Annotated in this window: 18 protein-coding genes and 1 pseudogene; 8 read left to right on the top strand and 11 right to left on the bottom strand. The window is 70.8% G+C overall.

Translation table 11 applies throughout. The features are described 5' to 3' along the window. Positions 1 to 78 precede the first annotated feature (78 nt). From ABT171_RS01520 to ABT171_RS01495, 6 genes are all read right to left on the bottom strand, one after another. A complete protein-coding gene (locus tag ABT171_RS01520) occupies positions 79 to 2,166 on the bottom strand; it encodes a SpoIIE family protein phosphatase (RefSeq protein WP_351238544.1) in 2,088 nt (695 codons plus the stop codon). A 259-nt stretch (positions 2,167 to 2,425) separates the two neighbouring features. Then, positions 2,426 to 3,121, bottom strand: coding sequence for a cytidylyl-2-hydroxypropylphosphonate hydrolase (fomD, locus tag ABT171_RS01515; RefSeq protein ID WP_351238542.1), 696 nt, complete (start codon positions 3,119 to 3,121; stop codon positions 2,426 to 2,428). 69 nt (positions 3,122 to 3,190) lie between these two features. Then, a complete protein-coding gene (locus ABT171_RS01510; RefSeq protein ID WP_351238540.1) occupies positions 3,191 to 4,588 on the bottom strand; it encodes a class II fumarate hydratase in 1,398 nt (465 codons plus the stop codon). Positions 4,589 to 4,646: 58 nt separating this feature from the next. Further along, positions 4,647 to 7,949, bottom strand: coding sequence for an NACHT domain-containing protein (locus ABT171_RS01505; RefSeq protein ID WP_351238538.1), 3,303 nt, complete (start codon positions 7,947 to 7,949; stop codon positions 4,647 to 4,649). Positions 7,950 to 8,018: 69 nt separating this feature from the next. Further along, positions 8,019 to 8,384 carry a hypothetical protein gene (locus ABT171_RS01500; protein ID WP_351238536.1) on the bottom strand — a complete coding sequence of 122 codons (366 nt, stop codon included), beginning with the start codon at positions 8,382 to 8,384 and terminating at the stop codon, positions 8,019 to 8,021. Between the two features lie 173 nt (positions 8,385 to 8,557). Next, positions 8,558 to 10,225: a fumarate hydratase gene (locus ABT171_RS01495; protein WP_351238534.1), complete on the bottom strand. Its 1,668-nt coding sequence runs from the start codon at positions 10,223 to 10,225 to the stop codon at positions 8,558 to 8,560. Positions 10,226 to 10,393: 168 nt separating this feature from the next. Here ABT171_RS01495 and ABT171_RS01490 point away from each other — a divergent pair, with 168 nt between their 5' ends. Beyond that, on the top strand, positions 10,394 to 11,113 hold the full coding sequence (locus ABT171_RS01490; protein ID WP_351238532.1) for a DUF1707 SHOCT-like domain-containing protein: 720 nt from the start codon (positions 10,394 to 10,396) through the stop codon (positions 11,111 to 11,113). Between the two features lie 174 nt (positions 11,114 to 11,287). Next, positions 11,288 to 11,665: a WhiB family transcriptional regulator gene (locus tag ABT171_RS01485; RefSeq protein WP_351238530.1), complete on the top strand. Its 378-nt coding sequence runs from the start codon at positions 11,288 to 11,290 to the stop codon at positions 11,663 to 11,665. A gap of 58 nt (positions 11,666 to 11,723) precedes the next feature. On the opposite strand, the gene glpX is transcribed toward ABT171_RS01485, so the two are convergent. Next, positions 11,724 to 12,758 carry a class II fructose-bisphosphatase gene (gene glpX / locus ABT171_RS01480; RefSeq protein ID WP_351238528.1) on the bottom strand — a complete coding sequence of 345 codons (1,035 nt, stop codon included), beginning with the start codon at positions 12,756 to 12,758 and terminating at the stop codon, positions 11,724 to 11,726. Between the two features lie 127 nt (positions 12,759 to 12,885). On the opposite strand from glpX, the gene ABT171_RS01475 reads away from it, so the two are divergent. Next, the gene (locus ABT171_RS01475) at positions 12,886 to 13,413 is read left to right on the top strand and encodes a DUF4245 domain-containing protein (RefSeq protein WP_351238526.1); all 528 of its coding nucleotides are present in this window, start codon (positions 12,886 to 12,888) and stop codon (positions 13,411 to 13,413) included. 99 nt (positions 13,414 to 13,512) lie between these two features. On the opposite strand, the gene ABT171_RS01470 is transcribed toward ABT171_RS01475, so the two are convergent. The 3 genes from ABT171_RS01470 to xseA form a co-directional block, all read right to left on the bottom strand. Next, positions 13,513 to 14,103 (bottom strand): malonic semialdehyde reductase, encoded by a 591-nt coding sequence (locus ABT171_RS01470; RefSeq protein ID WP_351238524.1) that lies wholly within the window; start codon positions 14,101 to 14,103, stop codon positions 13,513 to 13,515. A gap of 162 nt (positions 14,104 to 14,265) precedes the next feature. Beyond that, positions 14,266 to 14,508, bottom strand: a complete 243-nt coding sequence (locus ABT171_RS01465; RefSeq protein ID WP_351238522.1) for an exodeoxyribonuclease VII small subunit — start codon at positions 14,506 to 14,508, stop codon at positions 14,266 to 14,268. Next, a complete protein-coding gene (gene xseA / locus ABT171_RS01460; RefSeq protein WP_351238520.1) occupies positions 14,505 to 15,713 on the bottom strand; it encodes an exodeoxyribonuclease VII large subunit in 1,209 nt (402 codons plus the stop codon). The genes ABT171_RS01465 and xseA overlap by 4 nt, the downstream gene beginning before the upstream one ends. Positions 15,714 to 15,797: 84 nt before the next feature. Here xseA and ABT171_RS01455 point away from each other — a divergent pair, with 84 nt between their 5' ends. Together ABT171_RS01455 and ppgK are read left to right on the top strand one after the other, a co-directional pair. Beyond that, positions 15,798 to 16,814, top strand: coding sequence for a 4-hydroxy-3-methylbut-2-enyl diphosphate reductase (locus ABT171_RS01455; protein WP_351238518.1), 1,017 nt, complete (start codon positions 15,798 to 15,800; stop codon positions 16,812 to 16,814). Positions 16,815 to 16,867: 53 nt separating this feature from the next. Further along, the gene (gene ppgK / locus ABT171_RS01450) at positions 16,868 to 17,614 is read left to right on the top strand and encodes a polyphosphate--glucose phosphotransferase (RefSeq protein ID WP_351238516.1); all 747 of its coding nucleotides are present in this window, start codon (positions 16,868 to 16,870) and stop codon (positions 17,612 to 17,614) included. A gap of 52 nt (positions 17,615 to 17,666) precedes the next feature. Here the strand turns inward: ppgK and ABT171_RS01445 are convergent, their stop codons facing one another. Next, entirely contained in the window at positions 17,667 to 18,221 is a 555-nt protein-coding gene (locus ABT171_RS01445; RefSeq protein ID WP_351238514.1) for a DUF6542 domain-containing protein, read from the bottom strand. Between the two features lie 185 nt (positions 18,222 to 18,406). On the opposite strand from ABT171_RS01445, the gene ychF reads away from it, so the two are divergent. The 3 genes and pseudogenes from ychF (at position 18,407) to ABT171_RS01430 (ending at position 20,065) form a co-directional block, all read left to right on the top strand. Beyond that, the gene (ychF, locus tag ABT171_RS01440; RefSeq protein WP_351238512.1) at positions 18,407 to 19,495 is read left to right on the top strand and encodes a redox-regulated ATPase YchF; all 1,089 of its coding nucleotides are present in this window, start codon (positions 18,407 to 18,409) and stop codon (positions 19,493 to 19,495) included. A gap of 147 nt (positions 19,496 to 19,642) precedes the next feature. Then, a pseudogene (locus ABT171_RS01435) lies at positions 19,643 to 19,777 on the top strand (type II toxin-antitoxin system Phd/YefM family antitoxin); the annotation flags it as partial. Positions 19,778 to 19,825: 48 nt separating this feature from the next. Further along, positions 19,826 to 20,065 carry a Txe/YoeB family addiction module toxin gene (locus ABT171_RS01430; protein ID WP_351239097.1) on the top strand — a complete coding sequence of 80 codons (240 nt, stop codon included), beginning with the start codon at positions 19,826 to 19,828 and terminating at the stop codon, positions 20,063 to 20,065. The last annotated feature ends 74 nt before the right edge of the window (positions 20,066 to 20,139 follow it).

Here is a 20,139-nt window from a genome sequence, read left to right as displayed (position 1 = left end):
CCCCACCATCACTTTAACTTCTTCGGGGCGCGGCCCGCCCACCCCCCCCCCCCCCCCCCTCCCTCATGTCCGGGCCGCTCAGCCCCGGTTCAGCTCGAACCAGACCACCTTGCCGGTGCTCAGCCGGGTCGCACCCCAGCGCCGGGCCAGCTTGTTGACCAGATACAGCCCGCGCCCGCCCTCGTCCGTGGCCCGCGCCTGGCGCAGCCGCGGCAGCTGCGGCACATCGTCGCCGACCTCGCAGCGCAGCACGTCCGTGCGCAGCAGCCGCAGCGTCACCGGCCGCGACGCGTACCGCACGGCGTTCGTCACGACCTCGCTGACCAGCAGCTCCACCGAGTCCGTCAGATCCTCCAGGTCCCAGCGGGCGAGCGCGCGCCGGGCCAGCCGACGGGCCTGCCCGGGCGCGGAGTCCTCCGGCTCCAGCCGCCAGTACGCGACATCGCTCGGCGCGATCCCGTCGAAGCGGGCCGCGAGCAGCGCGATGTCGTCGTCCCGGTCGCCCGGCCCGAGCATGTCCAGCACCTCGTCGCACAGCGCTTCCAGCGGCGGCGGATGGTCGGGACCGGTCAACTGGGCGGTCGCGGCGAGCCGCTCGCGCAGCTGCTCTATACCGGTCCACACGTCCCGCAGCCGGGACTCCACCAGACCGTCGGTGTACAGGAGCAGCGTGGCCCCGGCGGGCGCGTCCAGCTCGACGGCCTCGAAGTCCACCCCTCCGACGCCGATCGGCGCGCCCGGCGGCACCCGCAGCACCTCGGCCCGGCCGCCCAGGTGCAGCAGCACCGGCGGCGGATGACCGGCGTTGGCGATCGTGATGCGGTGCGTGACCGGGTCGTAGACGGCGTACAGACAGGTCGCCATGCGGTCGGTGCCGAGCCGCTGCGCCTGCTCGTCCAGGTGGTGCAGCACCTCCTGCGGCGGCAGATCGAGCCCGGCCAGGGTCTGCGCGGTCGTGCGCAGCTGGCCCATGATCGCCGCCGAGGTCATCGAGTGCCCCATGACGTCGCCGACGACCAGCGCGACCCGGCTGCCGGGCAGCGGGATCGCGTCGTACCAGTCGCCGCCCACCCGGGCGGTCTCGGCGGCCGGCAGATAGCGCGAGGCCAGCCGCACACCCGTCGGCCGGGGCAGGGTCTCGGGCAGCATGGTGCGCTGCAGCTCGTCGGCGATGTACGCCTCACGGCCGTACAGCACCGCCTTGTCGATGCCGAGCGCGCTGTGCGTGGCCAGCTGGGCCGCCACCAGCAGATCGTCGGCCTCGAACGCCGGCCGCTCCGGGCGGCGCAGGAACAGCGCCGCGCCGATCACCCGCCGTCTGCCGCGCAGCGGCGCGAGGATCGCGTGCTGCCCGGACGGTACGACCGCGTCGCCGCCCTCGCCGAGCAGCTCGGGCAGCGCGGCCCGGGCGGCGGGGGCGTCGGCGAACACCGGGCGCACCCCGCGCAGCACCTCGTTCAGCGCGCCGCCGGGGCGCACCTCGCAGAGCTCGGTGGTGAGCGCGGACAGCTCGGCCAGCGCGCTCGGCTCCGGGTCCGGTTCGAAGGCGGGCGGCAGCAGCACACCGTCGGTGTCCCGCTCCTCCGGAATCCGGTCGGTACGGCGCAGCCGCAGCACCACCGGGCCGGTCGGCCGCTCGTCGCCGACCGGCAGCGGGTCGCGCAGATAGACCAGGATCGCGTCCGAGAACGTCGGCACCGTCGCCCGGCACAGGCCCATCACGATCTCGTCCAGATCGAGACCGCGGGCGATCCGCCGGGTGGCCGCGCCGACGAACCTGAGCCGGTCGCCGTCGCGCCGCATGGGCATCGGCCGCCCCGGCGGCAGTCCCCGCCCGGTACGGCGGTCCTGACCGTCCGGTGCCCGCTCCTGCTCGGTGCCGGGCTGGGGCGGGATGCCCTCCGGCGCGGGGCGCGGGCGGTGTGCGCCGGGCTCGGTGGTGGCGGGCTGGGAGTGCTCGGGGCCGTTGACTGGGGGCTCCTTCCCCTTGTTCCCCTTGCCGCGGGGCGTGGTCGTCCCCGGGCCGGAGGGCGTGCCGTCGGTCCGGGCCTGGACCGGTAAGCCGGCGGGCCCGCCGGCCTGCTTCGGGGCACGCCGGAGCGCCCCGCGGCCCTCCGCGGGGTCGGCGCCCTGGGGGCGCTCGAAGGAGGTGGGCTGCTCCGTCACGCGTGTCGCATCCATCCGTACGGCACTGCGCGCCCGGCGCGCAGTTGCTCCCGCAGAAGTCCCGATACCCGCAATACGTGCCCCAGGAACGGATTTCCCGCGTGCTCAGAGGTGGTTCCTGTGCCCTGGTGCCCCTCGCTCACGTGCTGCCGCCCCTCGGTGACGATCGGTCAAGCCCGGCGCGTGCCCCCGGAGTTGCACTTGTGCGCCCTTGCGGAGGACGATCCTACGTTTCGTGCCCGGGGGCGCATCAAGGGTCTCATGAGGACACGTGCGCGGGCGTACGGTCCCAGTCCTCGGGGAGAGGAGGTACCGTCCAGGACGGATCCGGGCGCCAGTGCGGCCAGCCGTCGGAGAACGGCGGCCCCCAGGCCTCGATCACCTCGACCGCGTCCCGCCCGGCCGCCCGCACCCGCTCGGCGGTGGCCGCGTCCATCAGCCCGTCCCGCTGGGCCTGCGCGAACTCGTCCTCGTCACGCCAGTGCCAGCTGTGGTCGGGGGAGACGGAGATGTCCAGGAAGTAGTCCTCGGAGTCCACCCCGCCCGCCCAGCGGGCCAGCGGCTGCTCAAGGTTGACGTACCAGTTCTTGAACCGCCAGCCCGGCTCCCAGAACAGCCACACCGACCAGGGCCGGCCGGGCTGGGCCAGCTTCAGCACGCCCGTGCCGAACCAGCGGTCACGCTGTACCGTGCGCGGTTTGGTGTAGCGGGACTCCAGCGGCTCCTGGTGCACGGGCGTGCCGTCGGCCAGGGCGGGTTTCATGCAGTCGGTGCCGGGGGCCAGCCACACGGCGAGCAGTTCGGCGTCGTCACGGACGACGGTGACGGGCCGGGCGATGTGGAAGTGCCGGCCCGCGTTCTCCCGGTAGCGCCACAGGATCCGGTCCCCCGGGCTCCAGTGGCTCGCAGGTCCCGCGTCCGCGTCCAGGTGTGTCATCGCTCCGTCGTCCGTCATGGACAGATATTAGGTGCCGTAGGCATACGATGCTGCGGTCCACGTCACGGTCGCGTGGGACCGGCGGGCTCACGGGCGGGTCATCCGCAGGACGTCCAGTGCCTCGTCCAGTTGTTCCCGCGTCAGGTCACCGCGCTCGACATAGCCGCCCTCCAGCACGACCTCCCGGATCGTCTTGCGCTCGGCCAGGGACTTCTTGGCGACCTTCGCGGCCTCCTCGTACCCGATGTACTTGTTCAGCGGTGTCACCACGGACGGCGACGACTCGGCGTACTCCCGGGCCCGCTCCCGGTCGGCGGTGATGCCGTCGATCGTCCGGTCGGCCAGCAGCCGCGAGACGTTGGCGAGCAGCCGGATGGATTCGAGCACGTTCTTGGCGATGACCGGGAGCATGACGTTCAGCTCGAAGTTCCCGGAGGCGCCGGCCGTGGCGATGGTGGCGTCGTTGCCGATCACCTGGGCCGCCACCATGAGCACCGCTTCGGGGATCACCGGGTTGACCTTGCCCGGCATGATGGACGACCCCGGCTGGAGGTCGGGCAGCCGGATCTCGGCGAGCCCCGTGCGCGGTCCGGAGGACATCCAGCGCAGGTCGTTGGCGATCTTCGTCAGTCCGACCGCGATGGTCCTGAGCTGCCCGCTGGTCTCCACGATCCCGTCCCGGGCGCCCTGCGCCTCGAAGTGGTCGCGCGCCTCGGTCAGCGGCAGCCCGGTGGCCCGGGCGACCTCCTCGATGACGGCGGCGGAGAAGCCGGGCGGGGTGTTGATGCCGGTGCCCACGGCGGTGCCGCCCAGGGGGAGTTCGGCGAGGCGGGGGAGGGAGGCGCGCAGCCGCTCGACGCCGTAGCGGATCTGGGCGGCGTAACCGCCGAACTCCTGGCCGAGGGTCACGGGGGTGGCGTCCATGAGGTGGGTCCGCCCGGACTTCACGACGTCGGCGAACTCCTCGGACTTGCGGGAGAGGGAGGCGGCGAGGTGGTCGAGGGCGGGGATCAGGTCGTGGGTGACGGCGGCGGTGGCGGCGATGTGCAGGGAGGACGGGAACACGTCGTTGGACGACTGGGAGGCGTTGACGTGGTCGTTGGGGTGCACGTCCCGGCCGAGCCGCTCACTGGCGAGCGTGGCGATCACCTCGTTGGCGTTCATGTTGGAGGAGGTGCCGGAACCGGTCTGGAACACATCCACCGGGAAGTGCTCGTCCCACCGGCCCTCCGCGACCTCGCCCGCCGCCTCCTGGATCGCCTCCGCGACGTCCTTGTCCAGCACACCGAGTCCGGCGTTCACCTTCGCCGCGGCCGCCTTGATCCGGGCCAGCGCCTCGATGTGCGCCCGCTCGATCCGCTGCCCGGAGACCGGGAAGTTCTCCACGGCCCGCTGCGTCTGCGCCCGCCACTTGGCGTGCGCCGGGACGCGTACCTCGCCCATGGAGTCGTGCTCGATGCGATACGTCTGCTCTTCGTCGGCCATTGCCGATCACCTCCACCTGGGACAGCAACATCGCCGGCAGCACTGTTCCCGGGACCGGTCACCGCGCGCGCAGCTGTTCGTCCAGGCGGCCCAACTGGTCCAGCAGGCCCGGGTGCCCCCGCCACCGGGCCAGCCGGCGCAGACCGTACGCGTCCCCCTCCGCGGACGGCTCCGCCGCCGCGTTCTGCAGCAGGTCGATACAGGCCCGCACCTGGTGCTGGTCCAGGCCGAGCGAACCCAGGCGGGGGTTGCCGCGGACCTGCTGGACGTACTCCGCGGCCTCGTCGGCGTTCGACAGCGAGCACATGTTCTCGAAGAACTCGATGTTGCCCTGGCCGTCCCCGGGTGCGGCGCTGGCCCTGCGCACGGCGCGCTGGACCCGCCAGTGGCCCCGGATCTCGCGCACCAGGGCCTTGAGGAAGACCAGCGGGAAGATCGCCGCCAGGACCGCGCCCCCGACCGCGATGATGATCCGGCCCGTGCGGCCCGCCAGGGTCAGCAGGTAGTAGATCAGCACGAAGGGCCCCGCCATGAGCACGTACCTCAGCACGGCCCGCAACGCGAACCCCAGCCAGTCAAGACCGGACAGCCAGCGGATCGGATGGCCCTCGATCCGGGCCGCGGCCGGAATGGCGAGGATCAGCCGGCCCGTGCTCAGCTCCCGGGCGGACCGGCCGTAGTACACCAGGTAGAGCACGCTCGGCCCCCACAGCAACAGGGCCACGCTCAGCGGCGCGTACACCGCGACATAGAGGATCCCGTTTGTCAGATGGCCCGTCATCATCCGGATGACACCCAGCACGACCAGGGCGACCGCGTTCACACCGGCGCCCATGACCCCGATCCCCATGAGCGTGTCGGCCTCGGCCTCCTCCGCCTTCCAGCCCATGGTCCCGTCGGCGACCCGCTCCACCAGGCGCCGCACCCGGCCCTTGGCCGCCCGGTACGACAGCGGACTGCTGGACTGGAACCACCAGAAGAAGAAGAACGGGAACAGCCACCACCAGAGCATCTCGTCCCGCAGGCTCCACCAGGTGGTGCTCATGGCCACACCGACGAGCGTGTGCAGCGTACAGAGCAGCACCAGGCCCGGCGTCGTACGGCTGATCACCCGGCGTACCCGCAGCAGGTCGTCACTGCGGCGCAGCCGCTGGAGATCGACGTCCACGGCATGGGACTCGACGGCCAGCGAGCGCTCGTTGAGCATGGTGATCAGCAGCCTGCGGATCGAGCGGGAGATGGCCGGCGACAGCGCGGGCAGCGTCGCACAGTCGCGCAGCGCGGTGGTCCGGATCCAACTGCTGTCGCCCGCGAAGGCCAGGTCGATGTACCGCTCGCGGTCGGCCTCCGGCAGCAGCGGCAGGCAGTCGACCGCGAACTTGCGGTCACTGACGCTGCCCCGTTCCCAGGCCGCCGCGACCAGCAGGGTGACCAGCCGTTCGACCACCGCGGGCGGCCGGTCAAGACGGCCGTGGTAGGCCGTCGTGAGCAGTTCCAGGCAGTGCACGGCATCCGACGACCACTGGAACGGCGCGTGCGCCGACGGTACGCGCGGCCCGTCGCCGACGATCGCCTGGTACGCCGAGCGCGGGTGCGGCACCTGGCCGCTGGTGCTCTCCGCCTCCCGGTACCTGTCCCACTCGGCCTCCAGCACGTTGGCCAGCTCCTCCAGCAGCGGGCCCGTGACCTCCGGCGAGCCGGCCTGCAGCACGGTCACGGCGGTTTCCCGCCACTTGCCGTGCGTCGCCAGCTCCCGCGCCGGTACGGCCGACGGGTTGAGGGCGACGTACCGGGTCGCGAAGTACTGCTGGACCCGCCGGTGGCCGAAGGAGATCCGGCGCCGGCCCGAGTACTCGGGCAGCTGGATCAGCAGCCCGGACTCCCGCAGGACGCCGAGCAGCCGGTCACGCGCGTGCCGGTCGGGGCCGGCCGCCTCCCCGACCTCCTCCAGAAACGTCTGCTCGTCCACCGACAGCTCGCCGCGGCTCGACGTCAGCCGGAACGCGAACTCGGTGAGGAAGTCCTCGGTGCGCCGCTGCTCGACCAGGCGCTCCTCCGGGTCGTCCCGCAGGCTGAGGGTGAGCACCGCGGGGCCCAGCCGCTCGGCGACATAGCTCTCGAACAGCGCGCTCGGCCGGTCCGGCAGCGCGTTCCTCGTCTTCACGTAGTCCGCGAGGAGCGACAGGCTCAGCGGGTTCTGCAGTTCCATCGCGAAACCGTGCCGCGGATCGGTCAGCAGCGGCTGCACCAGGTCGATGCGGCGCCGGTCGAGCCCCGCCCGGTGCAGGAAGGACTCCTGCTCCGCGGGCGACATGCCGAGGATCTTGAGCCGGGTCCAGCCCGTGGCGCGCGGCCCCTTGTACTCCCGGGAGGCCACGATGCAGCGGCCCCCGCCGCCGATCAGCTCGATGACCGTCTTCACGTACGGCTTGACGGCCTTGTCGACCGTGGCGCTGCCGAGGACCGCCGGGATCTCGTCGAAGGAGTCGAACAGCAGGGTGACCCGGCGGTGGCGCACATCCTCGTCGAAGCAGTGCGCGAAATAGGCCATCAGCTCGGTGCTGCCCTTGGACACCGTCTGCTCGACGACGTACCGCCGCAGCAGCTGGGCGTTGATCTCGTCCGGCTTCGCCTTCAGCTCGCGCAGGTTGACGTAGAGCGGCAGCGGGGCGTCCGGCGTCCGGCCGTCGCGGATGTCGGACAGGCGCGCCTTGGCGTGCTGGCGCAGGGCCACGCTCTTGCCGGCGCCGGGCGCGCCCTGCAGCAGCACCAGATTGGTCTTCGGTTCGGCGAGCACCTGGGTCAGGGGGCTGGTCGCGTACCGGCCGCGACGGCGCAGCAGACCGAGCCGGCCCGGTGCCGCGTAGCCGTCCACGTCCTCCACGATGGCCGTCAGCTCCACGAAGCTCTCGTCCAGCCAGTTGATCTCGTTCTGGGTGTACGCCAGCTTGTTCAGCAGAATGGTGGCCACGGCCTTGCGGAACTCGGGCCCGTCGTCGGGCGGGGGCGGCGGCGGTGGCTCCGGAGCCGGGTCCGCGGCCGAGCGCGCCGGCTGGTTCAGCGCGACCTGGACCGTGGTGAGGAAGATGCGCTCGGCGTTGTTGACGGTCTCCACCGTCCAGCCGGGCTGGTTGAAGTCCGGTGGGCGCAGTGCCGATCCGGCGTCCAGGACATCCCTGAGATCGCCCTCCGCGCCGAGGCGCCGGTCGGCCTCCTGGGCGAAGAGGACCAGGGCCTGTACGACCTTGTCGTCGTAGAGGGCCGGGTCCTGCTCCAGCTTGTCGATCAGGCCGCGGAGCAAGGGCTGCAGCGCCTTGCTGACCTGGGGAAGCAGCTGTTCGATGGGCCGCTTCGAGTGCATGCGTGCGTGATCCTCGGGTGACGGCTCGTCAGGCCCCGAGGTGGCCAGGGGCGGCATGGCACGGGCCGTTCAGAGGTGCTGACCGGCGAAGTGGGCCAGGGACTCCACCGCACCGCCGAGTTCGACGGCGGCGGCGGCCGTGCCGCCGAGCGCGCGCAGACGGCCGGCGATGCGGGTCAGACGCCCGGCCACCACGTCACCCTCGACCGTGTCGGTCCCGTCGCCGTCCGCCGTGGGATCGGCCTGTGCGAGATCTCGGTCGAGGTCCGCCCGTTCGGGCTCGGACAGGGACTCCAACGCCCCGATCCGCGTACGCAGTTCCCGGAGCACCGCGGCGAACTCCTGCGGGCCGCTCTGCTCGGTGAGCCGGAGATCCCCGGCGATGTTGTAGACCTTGCTGCCCTGCAGCTGCCAGTGATTCTGGTGAAACGTCATGCGTCCTCGCCCCCCAACACGTGACTTCTCGTTAGGATACGGACGGCTTCAGGTGATTGGGTAGAGCTCAACCAAAGTCGGTCATATGTACGACCGTTGGCCCCGAAGAGTGTCCCGAGGGCACGCAAAAGGGCGGCGGAGCCACTCCGCCGCCCCTCGCAGACCGGCCTGCCCTACAGCCCCGGGCCCCGGACCGGGATCGACGTGAACGTGGGCTGCGGTGCGGGATCCTGGAAGAAGTCGTTGCCCTTGTCGTCGACGACGATGAACGCCGGGAAGTCCTCGACCTCGATCTTCCAGACGGCCTCCATGCCCAGCTCCTCGTACTCCAGGACCTCCACCTTCTTGATGCAGTCCTGGGCGAGGCGGGCGGCCGGGCCGCCGATGGAGCCGAGGTAGAAGCCGCCGTGCGCGGCACACGCGTCGGTGACCTGCTTGGACCGGTTGCCCTTCGCCAGCATCACCTTGGAGCCGCCCGCCGCCTGGAACTGCTCGACGTAGGAGTCCATGCGGCCGGCCGTCGTCGGGCCGAAGGAACCGGAGGCGTAGCCCTCGGGGGTCTTCGCCGGGCCCGCGTAGTACACCGGGTGGTCCTTCAGGTACTGCGGCATCTCCTCGCCCGCGTCCAGCCGTTCCTTGATCTTGGCGTGCGCGATGTCACGGGCCACGACCAGCGGGCCGGTCAGGGAGAGGCGGGTCTTGACCGGGTACTTCGTCAGCTCCGCGAGGATCGTGTCCATCGGCTGGTTGAGGTCGATCCTGACGACGTCCGAGGACTCGTCCAGGTGCTCGTCGGTCGTCTCCGGCAGGAAGCGCGCGGGGTCGGTCTCCAGCTGCTCCAGGAAGACGCCCTCGGCGGTGATCTTCGCGACGGCCTGGCGGTCGGCCGAGCAGGAGACGGCGATGGCGACGGGGCAGGAGGCGCCGTGGCGGGGCAGCCGGACGACGCGGACGTCGTGGCAGAAGTACTTGCCGCCGAACTGCGCGCCGATGCCGATCTTCTGGGTCAGCTCGAAGACCTTCTGCTCAAGGTCCTTGTCGCGGAAGCCGTGGCCGAGCTCCGAGCCCTCCGCCGGGATCTCGTCCAGGTAGTGCGCGGAGGCGTACTTCGCGGTCTTCAGCGCGTACTCGGCGCTGGTGCCGCCGACCACGATCGCCAGGTGGTACGGCGGGCAGGCGGCCGTGCCGAGCGAACGGATCTTCTCCTCCAGGAACTTCATCATGGAGGCCTCGTTCAGGACGGCCTTGGTCTCCTGGTAGAGGAAGGACTTGTTGGCGCTGCCGCCGCCCTTCGCCATGAACAGGAACTTGTAGGCGCCGCCGTCGGTGGCGTACAGCTCGATCTGGGCCGGCAGGTTGGAGCCGGTGTTCTTCTCCTCCCACATGGTGAGCGGAGCCATCTGCGAGTAGCGCAGGTTCAGCTGGGTGTAGGCGTCGTAGATGCCGCGGCTCAGCGCCTCCTCGTCGCGGCCTTCCGTCAGTACGTTCTGGCCGCGCTTGCCCATGACGATCGCCGTGCCGGTGTCCTGGCACATCGGGAGCACGCCGGCCGCCGCGATGTTCGCGTTCTTCAGCAGGTCCAGGGCGACGAACTTGTCGTTGCCGGACGCCTCCGGGTCGTCGATGATGCGGCGCAGCTGGGCGAGGTGGGCCGGGCGCAGGTAGTGCTGGATGTCGTGGATGGCCTCCTCGGCCAGCTTGCGCAGCGCCTCCGGCTCCACCTTGAGGAACGTCCGCCCGTCCGGTCCCTCGACGGTGGACACGCCCTCGGAGGTCACCAGCCGGTACGGGGTGGTGTCCTCGCCCTGGGGGAGCAGATCGGTGTACGCGAACTCAGGCATCTCAGCCCATTCCTCACTCTGACGGACGGCGGCCCGCCGACGCTGGCGGGCCTCACCAGCGTAGAACCTGCCGCCGGCACGGAACCTGTGAGGTAAGGCTCAGTTCGACACGCCGGGGTTTTCCACAGCCCCTAGTCGCGATCTATCGCGTTTCGCTACGCTGTGCTCGTGGACCTTCAGAAGCACACCGAAGCACGTGTCGACGGGCTGCGTGCCTCGGACGCCGACCGTGACCGCATCGCCGAGATCCTCCGTGAGGCCCTGGCCGAGGGCCGGCTGACCGCTGACGAGCATGCCGAGCGGGTCGGGGGCGTCCTCGCCGCCAAGACCGTGGGCGAGCTGGAGGTCTTCATACGGGACCTGCCCGCCGCGCACCAGCAGCCCTCCGCCTCCGCCTACACGGCGGTCCCGCCCCGCCCCACCCCGGGCGCGGTCCCGCACGAGGCCGACGCCAACGTGGTCGCCGTCTTCAGCAGCGCGGTGCGCAGGGGCCGCTGGCGTGCCGGCCGCCGGATCCATGCGTACTCGGTCTTCGGCAGCGTCGAGATAGACCTCAGCGAGGCGATCTTCGAGTACCAGCAGGTCGTGATCAAGGCCGTGTCGGTCTTCGGGGATGTGCAGATCCGCGTCCCGGAGAACGTGTCGCTGCGCGGCACCGGAGGCGGCGTCCTCGGTAACTTCGAGGTGGACACGCTGGACTCGGTCGACTCCCAGGCGCCGGTCGTCTATGTCGACGGCTGGGCCGTACTGGGCAATGTCGAGGCGCGGCCCAAGCGTGGCAAGCGCGTGGCGGACATCCTGGAGCGGGTGCAGGACAAGGTCGACCGGAAGCTGGAGCGCGTCCAGGACAAGGTCGACCGGAAGTTGCGCAGGCACCTGGGCCGTTGACGATGGGGAATCCACCGGTGACCGGAAGGGTCCGGCCCTTCTGTGTCCTCGCGGCGGGGGCGTGAACGAGCCGCGGTGCGCCTGCGGTTGGGAACGCTGTGCATAGGCGCGCGCACAGCGGGTAGGCCTTGCTGCATCGTCTCTCGCTCGCGAAGCCGTCGTCAGGAGTAGACCGTGCTGCAACCGCCGCATTCGTCCGTGCAGGTCGCTGCCCTTCCGGCCCAGCGGGTGCCCGTGCGGGACAGGGACCAAGACGCTCCCTGGCACACCGAGGCGGTGTGCCAGCGCGACGAGGCCAGCCTGTTCTTCGCCCCCTCGAAGGAGCCGACCGCCGCGCGGCTCTCCCGCGAGGAGGCGGCCAAGCGCGTCTGCGCGCGCTGCCCGGTGATGGTCGAGTGCCGCGAACACGCCCTCCTCCAGCCCGAACCGTACGGCGTCTGGGGCGGCCTCACGGCAGCGGAACGCCGAGTGGTGCTGGCGAGGCGCCGCAGGCGGGAGATGGAACTGAAGAAGGCGACGCGGACGACGACGGTCAACCGCATAGCCGGATGACCGGACAGGTGGCGCCCCCTCCGCACAGGGGGCGCTTCCTGTTCGGCGGCGCGGGGGGCTACTTGGCCCGGTCGAAGTCGATCGCGCTGTAGGCCCGCAGCTTGCTCAGCCGGTGCTCGGAGTAGATCCTGCGCACCGTCCCGGACTTCGACCGCATCACGATCGACTCGGTCAGCGCGGTCTCCGACCGGTACTGCACGCCCCGCAGCAGCTCACCGTCGGTGATGCCGGTCGCGACGAAGAACACGTTCTCGCCCGCCACCAGGTCGTCGGTCGTCAGCACGCGGTCCAGGTCGTGCCCGGCGTCGATGGCGCGCGCCCGCTCCTCGTCGTCCTTGGGCCACAGCTTGCCCTGGATGGTGCCGCCCAGGCACTTCACCGCGCAGGCCGAGATGATGCCCTCGGGCGTACCGCCGATGCCGAGCAGCAGGTCGACGCCCGTGCCCTCGCGCAGCGCGTAGACCGAGCCGGCGACATCGCCGTCGGAGATCAGCTTGATGCGGGCGCCCGCCTCCCGGACCTCCCTGATCAGGCCCTCGTGCCGCGGCCGGTCCAGGATGACGACGGTGACGTCCTCCGGCGAGGACCGCTTGGCCTTGGCGATCCGGCGGATGTTCACGCCGACGGGCGCGTTGATGTCGACGAAGTCCGCCGCCTCCGGGCCGGTGACCAGCTTGTCCATGTAGAACACGGCGGACGGGTCGAACATGGCGCCCCGCTCGGCGGCGGCGAGGACGGCGATCGCGTTCGGCATGCCCTTGGCCGTCAGCGTGGTGCCGTCGATCGGGTCGACCGCGATGTCGACCTCGGGGCCGGTGCCGTCGCCCACGTGCTCCCCGTTGAAGAGCATCGGGGCCTCGTCCTTCTCGCCCTCGCCGATGACGACGACGCCGTTCATCGACACGGTGGAGACGAGGGTTCGCATGGCGCGCACCGCGGCACCGTCGGCGCCGTTCTTGTCGCCGCGCCCCACCCAGCGGCCCGCGGCCATGGCGGCGGCTTCGGTGACCCGGACGAGTTCGAGGGCGAGGTTGCGGTCGGGAGCCTCGGAGGGAACATCGAGCTCGGACGGCAGATGATGATTTTCGGTCATCGGAGCGCACCTTTCTGATACGACGACGGCCGGATGAGGGTATTGGACCCGACTCTATCGCCGGGCGGACAAAATGAGCAGGGGACCCCACGGATGAGCGCTTGGGGCACCTGCGACGATAGAGGGCGTGGCAGGTTCGAACGGTAAGCAGAAGACGGCCCGGGACATGGTGCTCTCCCTGGTCCTGATCGGCATCGCGGCGTTGGTCGTCTACTTCCTCGCCATCCCGCACGACGATCACGCGCCCGACCTCAAGCGGGTCGACTACCGGGTCGAGCTGCTCACGGCCCGGCGCGCGGCGAGCTACCCGGTGGCCGCACCCGAGGGCCTGCCGAGCACCTGGAAGGCGACCTCCGTACGCTTCCAGGGCGAGAACTCCGACCGCTGGCACCTGGGCTACCAGACCCCGGACGGCCAGTACGTCCAGGTCGAACAGTCCACGCAGAAGCCGGCCGAGTTCATCGACGAGGCCAGCCAGGGCGCGTCCGCGACGAAGCAGACCGAGACGATCGCCGGCCGCACCTGGACCCGCTACACCGGCGGCCGCTACGACGCCCTCGTCCTGAACGGCCCGTCCGGCGCCACGACGGTGGTGGCCGGCACGGCGTCCTTCGCGGAGCTGACGAAGGTGGCGGCGGCGCTGAAGACGCGGTGAGCCGCGCGTGACCCGCGCGAGAGGCCCCCGGCGGTGTGTGCCGGGGGCCTCTCGCGTGCGGAGGTGCCGTACGGGGTGTACGGGCGTCCTGCGGGGGTGTCAGACGGTCGTGACGACGTCGTCGTACGCCAGACGCGGCGAGCGCGGGAACCAGGCGTCCGGGCCCGGCTTGCCGATGTTGACCACCATCAGCGGGGTGTGGTCGTCGTCGAGGAACTCCTTGCGGACGCCCTCGAAGTCGAAGCCGGTCATCGGGCCGGCGGCGAGGCCCGCGGCGCGGACGCCGACGATGAAGTAGGCGGCCTGCAGGGCCGCGTTCAGCGCGGCGGCGCCCTCACGGGCCGGACGCTCGCTGAAGAACAGGTCCTTGGCCTGCGGGAAGTGCGGGAAGAGGGTCGGCAGCTCCTCGTGGAACTCGTTGTCCGCGGAGAGGATCGCGACCAGCGGGGCGGCGGCCGTCTTCGGCTGGTTGCCCTCGGCCATGTGCCGCACCAGGCGCTCACGGGCCTCGGGGGAGCGGACCAGGGTGATGCGCAGCGGGCTCTGGTTGAAGGCGGTGGGGCCGTACTTGACCAGGTCGTAGATCGCCTGGACCTGCTCGTCGGTCACCGGCTCGTCGCTGAAGGTGTTCGCGGTGCGGGCCTCGCGGAACAGCAGGTCCTGGGCGGCGGGGTCAAGAACGAGAGACATGTGCTTTTCCTAGGGTGTGGCGTCTTGCTGCGGCGTAGCGGACCGTGGTCCGGATCGCCTGAGGGCACCGACCCTACGCCAGTGAAGTTCAAGCTTCAACAATAGTCGGGGCGGGGTGACCCGCCTCACGGCTCCGTGGAGCGCTCCGCCCCGACCGCGCGCCTACCCGGCGTCCCCTCCCTGCCCCTTCCCCTCCGCCCCTTCCTCCTCGGCGAGCGCGGCGTCCAGCCGGGCCCGCGCCCCCTCCAGCCAGCGCCGGCACACCTTGGCCAGCTCCTCACCGCGCTCCCACAGCGCCAGGGACTCCTCCAGCGTCGTACCGCCCGCCTCCAGGCGCCGTACGACCTCGATCAACTCGTCCCGCGCCTGCTCGTAGGACAGCGCCTCGTCCACCTTGCTGGTCATTCGCCCACCTTCACCGTGAATTCACCGTCGGCGACGCGCGCACGCAGCGCCTCGCCCTCCGTCACCTCGTCCGGGCCGCGCACCACGTGCCCGTCGGACCTCTGCAGCACCGCATAGCCGCGCTTGAGCGTGGCCGCGGGGGAGAGGGCCACCACGCGCGCGTGCGTGTGCGTCAGCTCCGAGTCCGCGCGGTCCAGGAGGTGGCCGAGGGTCCGCCGGCCCCGCTCGGCCAGGGAGGCCACATGGTCGGCGCGCTCGTCGACCATCCGGTGCGGATCCTCCATCGACGGGCGGGCCAGCGCGTGCGCCAGCCCCCGCTCCTCCCGATCGACGAACGCGTTCATACAGCGCCGGGCCCGGTCCCGCAGCATCCGCACCCGCTCGAACTCCTCGCCCACGTCCGGCACGACCTTCTTGGCCGCGTCGGTCGGCGTGGAGGCGCGCAGGTCGGCCACGTGGTCCAGCAGCGGGTTGTCGGGCTCGTGCCCGATGGCGGAGACGACCGGCGTACGGCACTCGGCCACGGCCCGCACCAGCTGCTCGTCGGAGAACGGCAGCAGGTCCTCCACGCTGCCGCCGCCGCGCGCGACGATGATGACGTCCACGTCCTCGATCTCGTCCAGCTCCTTCACCGCCTGCACGACCTGCGGAACGGCGTGCACGCCCTGCACCGGGACGTTGCGCACCTCGAAGCGGACGGCGGGCCAGCGGTGCCGGGCGTTCTCCAGCACGTCCCGCTCCGCGGCGGAGGCACGGCCGCAGACCAGCCCGATCAGCTGCGGCAGGAACGGCAGTGGCTTCTTCCGCTCCGGCGCGAACAGCCCTTCCGTCGCGAGCGCCTTCTTCAGCCGCTCAAGGCGGGCCAGCAGTTCGCCGACGCCGACGGGTCTGATCTCGGCGGCGCGCAGGGAGAGCTGGCCGCGCGGGGCGTACCACTCGGGCTTGGCGAGTACGACGACGCGGGCGCCCTCGCCGACGACGTCCGCGACGGCGTCGAACACCTGCCGGTAGCAGGTCACGCTCACGGAGATGTCGTGCGACGGATCCCGCAGCGTCAGGAACACGACCCCGGCGCCGGGCCGCCGCGACAACTGCGTGATCTGCCCCTCGACCCACACCGCACCGAGCCGGTCGATCCAGCCCCCGATCAGCCGGGAGACCTCACCGACGGGGAGGGGGGCTTCGGGGGTGGTTTTCGCAGCCATGCGGTTGAGAGTAACGGGGGGTACCGACAGTCCGGTCGAGCGCCGTTCAACGCGGGACCGTGGGCCGGCGGACGCACCCTTACGATGGGACGCATGACCGCTTCGCCTGGCCGCCGTGTCCTGCTCGCCGCCCCCCGTGGCTACTGCGCCGGTGTGGACCGCGCCGTGATCGCCGTCGAGAAGGCCCTCGAACAGTACGGGGCCCCGATCTACGTCCGGCACGAGATCGTCCACAACAAGTACGTCGTGCAGACCCTGGAGAAGAAGGGCGCGATCTTCGTCGAGCGGACGGAGGAGGTGCCACCGGGCAACATCGTCATGTTCTCGGCGCACGGCGTCGCCCCGGTCGTCCACGAGGAGGCCAAGCAGGGCCGCCTCGCCACCATCGACGCCACCTGCCCCCTGGTCACCAAGGTCCACAAGGAAGCCGTCCGTTACGCCAACGAGGACTACGACATCCTCCTGATCGGCCACGAGGGCCACGAGGAGGTCATCGGCACCTCCGGCGAGGCCCCCGACCACATCCAGCTCGTCGACGGCCCCGGCGACGTCGCCAAGGTCGAGGTCCGCGACCCGTCGAAGGTGGTCTGGCTGTCCCAGACCACCCTGTCCGTGGACGAGACCATGGAGACCGTCGACGCCCTCAAGACGAAGTTCCCGGGCCTGGTCTCCCCGCCCAGCGACGACATCTGCTACGCCACGCAGAACCGCCAGCTCGCCGTGAAGCAGATGGGCGCCGAGGCCGAACTGGTCATCGTGGTCGGCTCGCGCAACTCCTCCAACTCCAAGCGGCTCGTCGAGGTCGCCAAGCTCGCCGGTGCCCGCGAGGCCTACCTCGTGGACTTCGCCGACGAGATCGACGAGGCCTGGCTGGAGGGCGTGACCACCGTCGGTGTCACTTCCGGCGCCTCCGTCCCCGAGGTCCTGGTCGAGCAGGTCCTGGAGTGGCTCGCCGAGCGCGGCTACGGCGATGTGGAGCTCGTCAAGGCCGCCGAGGAGTCCATCACCTTCTCCCTGCCCAAGGAACTCCGCCGCGACCTGCGCGAGGAGGCGGCCTCCCTGGTCGCCGAGCGCGGCGGCTCCGGCACCCCCGAGGCGTGACCGCCGGATACGCCCGAGGCGTGACTGTCAGTCGTCCGTCGTAACGTGGAGCCATGCAGATCTTCGGCGTGGACATCGGCGGATCCGGGATCAAGGGCGCCCCTGTGGACCTGGACAGGGGTGACCTCGCCCAGGAGCGCTGCAAGGTGCTCACCCCGCGCCCGGCGACGCCCGACGGCGTGGCCGACGGGGTCAAGCAGGTCGTCGACCACTTCGGCTGGACCGGCCCGGTCGGCCTGACCTTCCCCGGAGTGGTCACCGGCGGCGCCACGGTCCGCACGGCGGCGAACGTCGACAAGAGCTGGATCGACACCGACGCGCGCGCCCTGTTCAGCGGCAGACTGGGCGGCCTGCCGGTGACCGTCGTCAACGACGCGGACGCGGCGGGCGTCGCCGAGATGCAGTTCGGCGCCGGCCGCGACCGCAAGGGCACGGTCATCCTGCTCACCTTCGGCACCGGCATCGGCAGCGCCGTCTTCGCGGACGGCGTCCTCGTCCCGAACACGGAGCTGGGCCACCTGGAGCTGAGCGGCCACGACGCGGAGCGGAAGGCCTCCAGCAAGGCCAAGGACGACCACGGCCTGAGCTGGCAGCAGTGGGCGCGCCGCGTCCAGAAGTATCTGGCGCACGTGGAGATGCTGTTCTCGCCCGAGCTGTTCATCATCGGCGGCGGGGTCAGCCGCAAGGCCGACAAGTTCCTGCACCTCATCGAGGGTGTCAGAGCCGAGATCGTGCCCGCCCAGCTGCAGAACGACGCGGGCATCGTGGGAGCGGCGATGAGAGCGGCCCAGCACGCGTAGCCCCCGGCGGCCCGCGGGCACCGGCTCCGGCGCGAGAGCCGGCGCCGGCCGCTCAGACCGTCGGACGCCTGCGCCCCCGCACCCACCGCACCCGGCGTACGAGCACGATCACTCCGGCGACGAGCGTCCCGCCGTACAGCCAGCCGGCCTGGGTGGCGAGCCCGGTGAACAGCCCCATCAGCCGGCCGAGCAGCCCCCCGCTGCCGTCGGCGACGGGCAGCAGCCCCACGGCGAAGGCGATCGGTACGACCACGGGAGCGGTCAGCACGTCCCCGGCCCGCACCCACAGCGCGGTCAGGACGCACACCGGCAGGAACAGCACGCCGTACACCGTGAGCGCCCCGCCGAACAGCAGCGCGTCCAGGCAGCCCAGCAGGAACATCACCACGGCACAGAACAGTCCGCTGCCGAGCCCGGTGAGCCGGGGACCGGGAAGCAGCGGACCCGGCGGCACCGGGCGTGCGGGGCGCTCCCGCCGCTCCGGCCGCCGCGCCCCCGGCCTGCGCTCGCCGCCCGGCCTGCGCCCGGCCTGCGGGGGCAGGTGCGCGGGCTTCCGCGAGCCGCGTCGCGCTCCGTCGTTCGGGGGTCGCGTTCTGCGTTGCTCCACTGGACCAACTTAGGTCTGTTTATGTGCCGAATCACCCATCCGACACGCCGGTGCGCAGCCCCTGGCCGGGCGTTCGAAGCTCCCGCGAGGCGGTAGGCGCGGACCCCGTAAACTGGGGGATCGGCCAGTGTCGGTCTCTGGCCCCTGACAGCCCCCTGGCCCACTCATCTACGGGAAGTCGCAACGTGTCGCTCACGATCGGAATCGTCGGCCTGCCCAATGTCGGCAAGTCGACCCTGTTCAACGCCCTGACCAAGAACGACGTGCTGGCGGCCAACTACCCGTTCGCCACGATCGAGCCGAACGTCGGCGTGGTGGGCGTCCCCGACGCCCGCCTGGCCAAGCTGGCGTCGATCTTCTCTTCGGAGCGCATCCTCCCGGCCACGGTCGACTTCGTCGACATCGCGGGCATCGTGCGCGGCGCCTCCGAGGGCGAGGGCCTCGGCAACAAGTTCCTCGCGAACATCCGCGAGTCCGACGCGATCTGCCAGGTCATCCGCGCCTTCAAGGACGAGAACGTCGTCCACGTCGACGGCAAGGTCTCGCCGAAGGACGACATCGAGACGATCAACACCGAGCTGATCCTCGCCGACCTCCAGACGATCGAGAAGGTCCTGCCGCGCCTCCAGAAGGAGTCGCGCATCAAGAAGGACGTGGCCCCGAAGGTCAAGGCGGTCGAGGAGGCCAAGGAGATCCTGGAGAAGGGCGACACGCTCTTCGCGCACGGCATCGTCCAGGGCACGGAGCGCAACGAACTCCTCCACGACCTGCACCTGCTCACCACCAAGCCCTTCCTCTACGTCTTCAACGTCGACGAGGAGGAACTGGTCGACGAGGAGTTCAAGAACGAGCAGCGCGCCCTGGTCGCCCCGGCCGAGGCGATCTTCCTCAACGCCAAGCTGGAGGCGGACCTCGCCGAGCTGGACGAGGAGGAGGCCCTGGAGCTGCTGGAGTCCGTCGGCCAGCACGAGCCCGGCCTCGCCACCCTCGCCCGCGTCGGCTTCAACACCCTCGGCCTGCAGACCTACCTGACGGCCGGCCCCAAGGAGTCCCGCGCCTGGACGATCAAGAAGGGCGCCACGGCCCCCGAGGCGGCCGGCGTGATCCACACCGACTTCCAGAAGGGCTTCATCAAGGCCGAGGTCATCTCCTTCGAGGACCTGGTCCAGGCCGGCTCGGTAGCCGAGGCCCGCGCCAAGGGCAAGGCCCGGATGGAGGGCAAGGAGTATGTGATGCAGGACGGGGATGTGGTGGAGTTCCGCTTCAACGTGTGAGCGAGTGCAGTAACAGCACGCTGGCAGCCCGGCAAACGTGCAGTTCAGATGGGGTCGGCTCTTCCGGGAGCCGGCCCCTTGCTGTTTCCCGTGCTGGAGTAGGCAGCTGACCGTTATTCGGTACCACTTGAGGTAGGGAGTCAGCCCATGTCGATAACCGCGAGCGAAGCCCGCAAGGCTCTCTTTCCTCTGATCAAGAAGGTCAACGACGATCACGAGGCCATCGAGATCGTCTCCAAGCACGGCAACGCCGTACTCGTCTCGGCCGAGGACTACGCGGCTCTGCGGGAGGGCTCGTATCTGCTGCGCTCTCCGGCGAATGCTCGCCGGTTGCTCAAGGCATACGAGAACGCCCTGGCCACCATCAAGAACGACCGCAAGACGCTCGCTCGGATCAACAAGCTCATCGAGGACGTCAAGCGTGACCCCTTCACGGGGATCGGCAAGCCCGAGCCACTCAAGTACCACTTGCCCGGGGTGTGGTCGAGGCGGATCGACGATGAGCACCGGCTTGTCTATCTGGTCACGGACAAGGAGATCGTGATCCTCGCAGCGCGCTATCGCTATTAGCCCCTGGGTCGTCCCCTGCTGGGTTGCAGCTCCTGTGCTGGGCAGGTGTCGGGCTGTACAGCGTGCCGGGCCTC

The organism is Streptomyces sp. NPDC001851, assembly GCF_040297165.1.
GTDB lineage: Bacteria > Actinomycetota > Actinomycetes > Streptomycetales > Streptomycetaceae > Streptomyces.
Note: the sequence above shows the minus strand (reverse complement) of the source record. Positions and strands in the feature narration are given on the sequence as shown.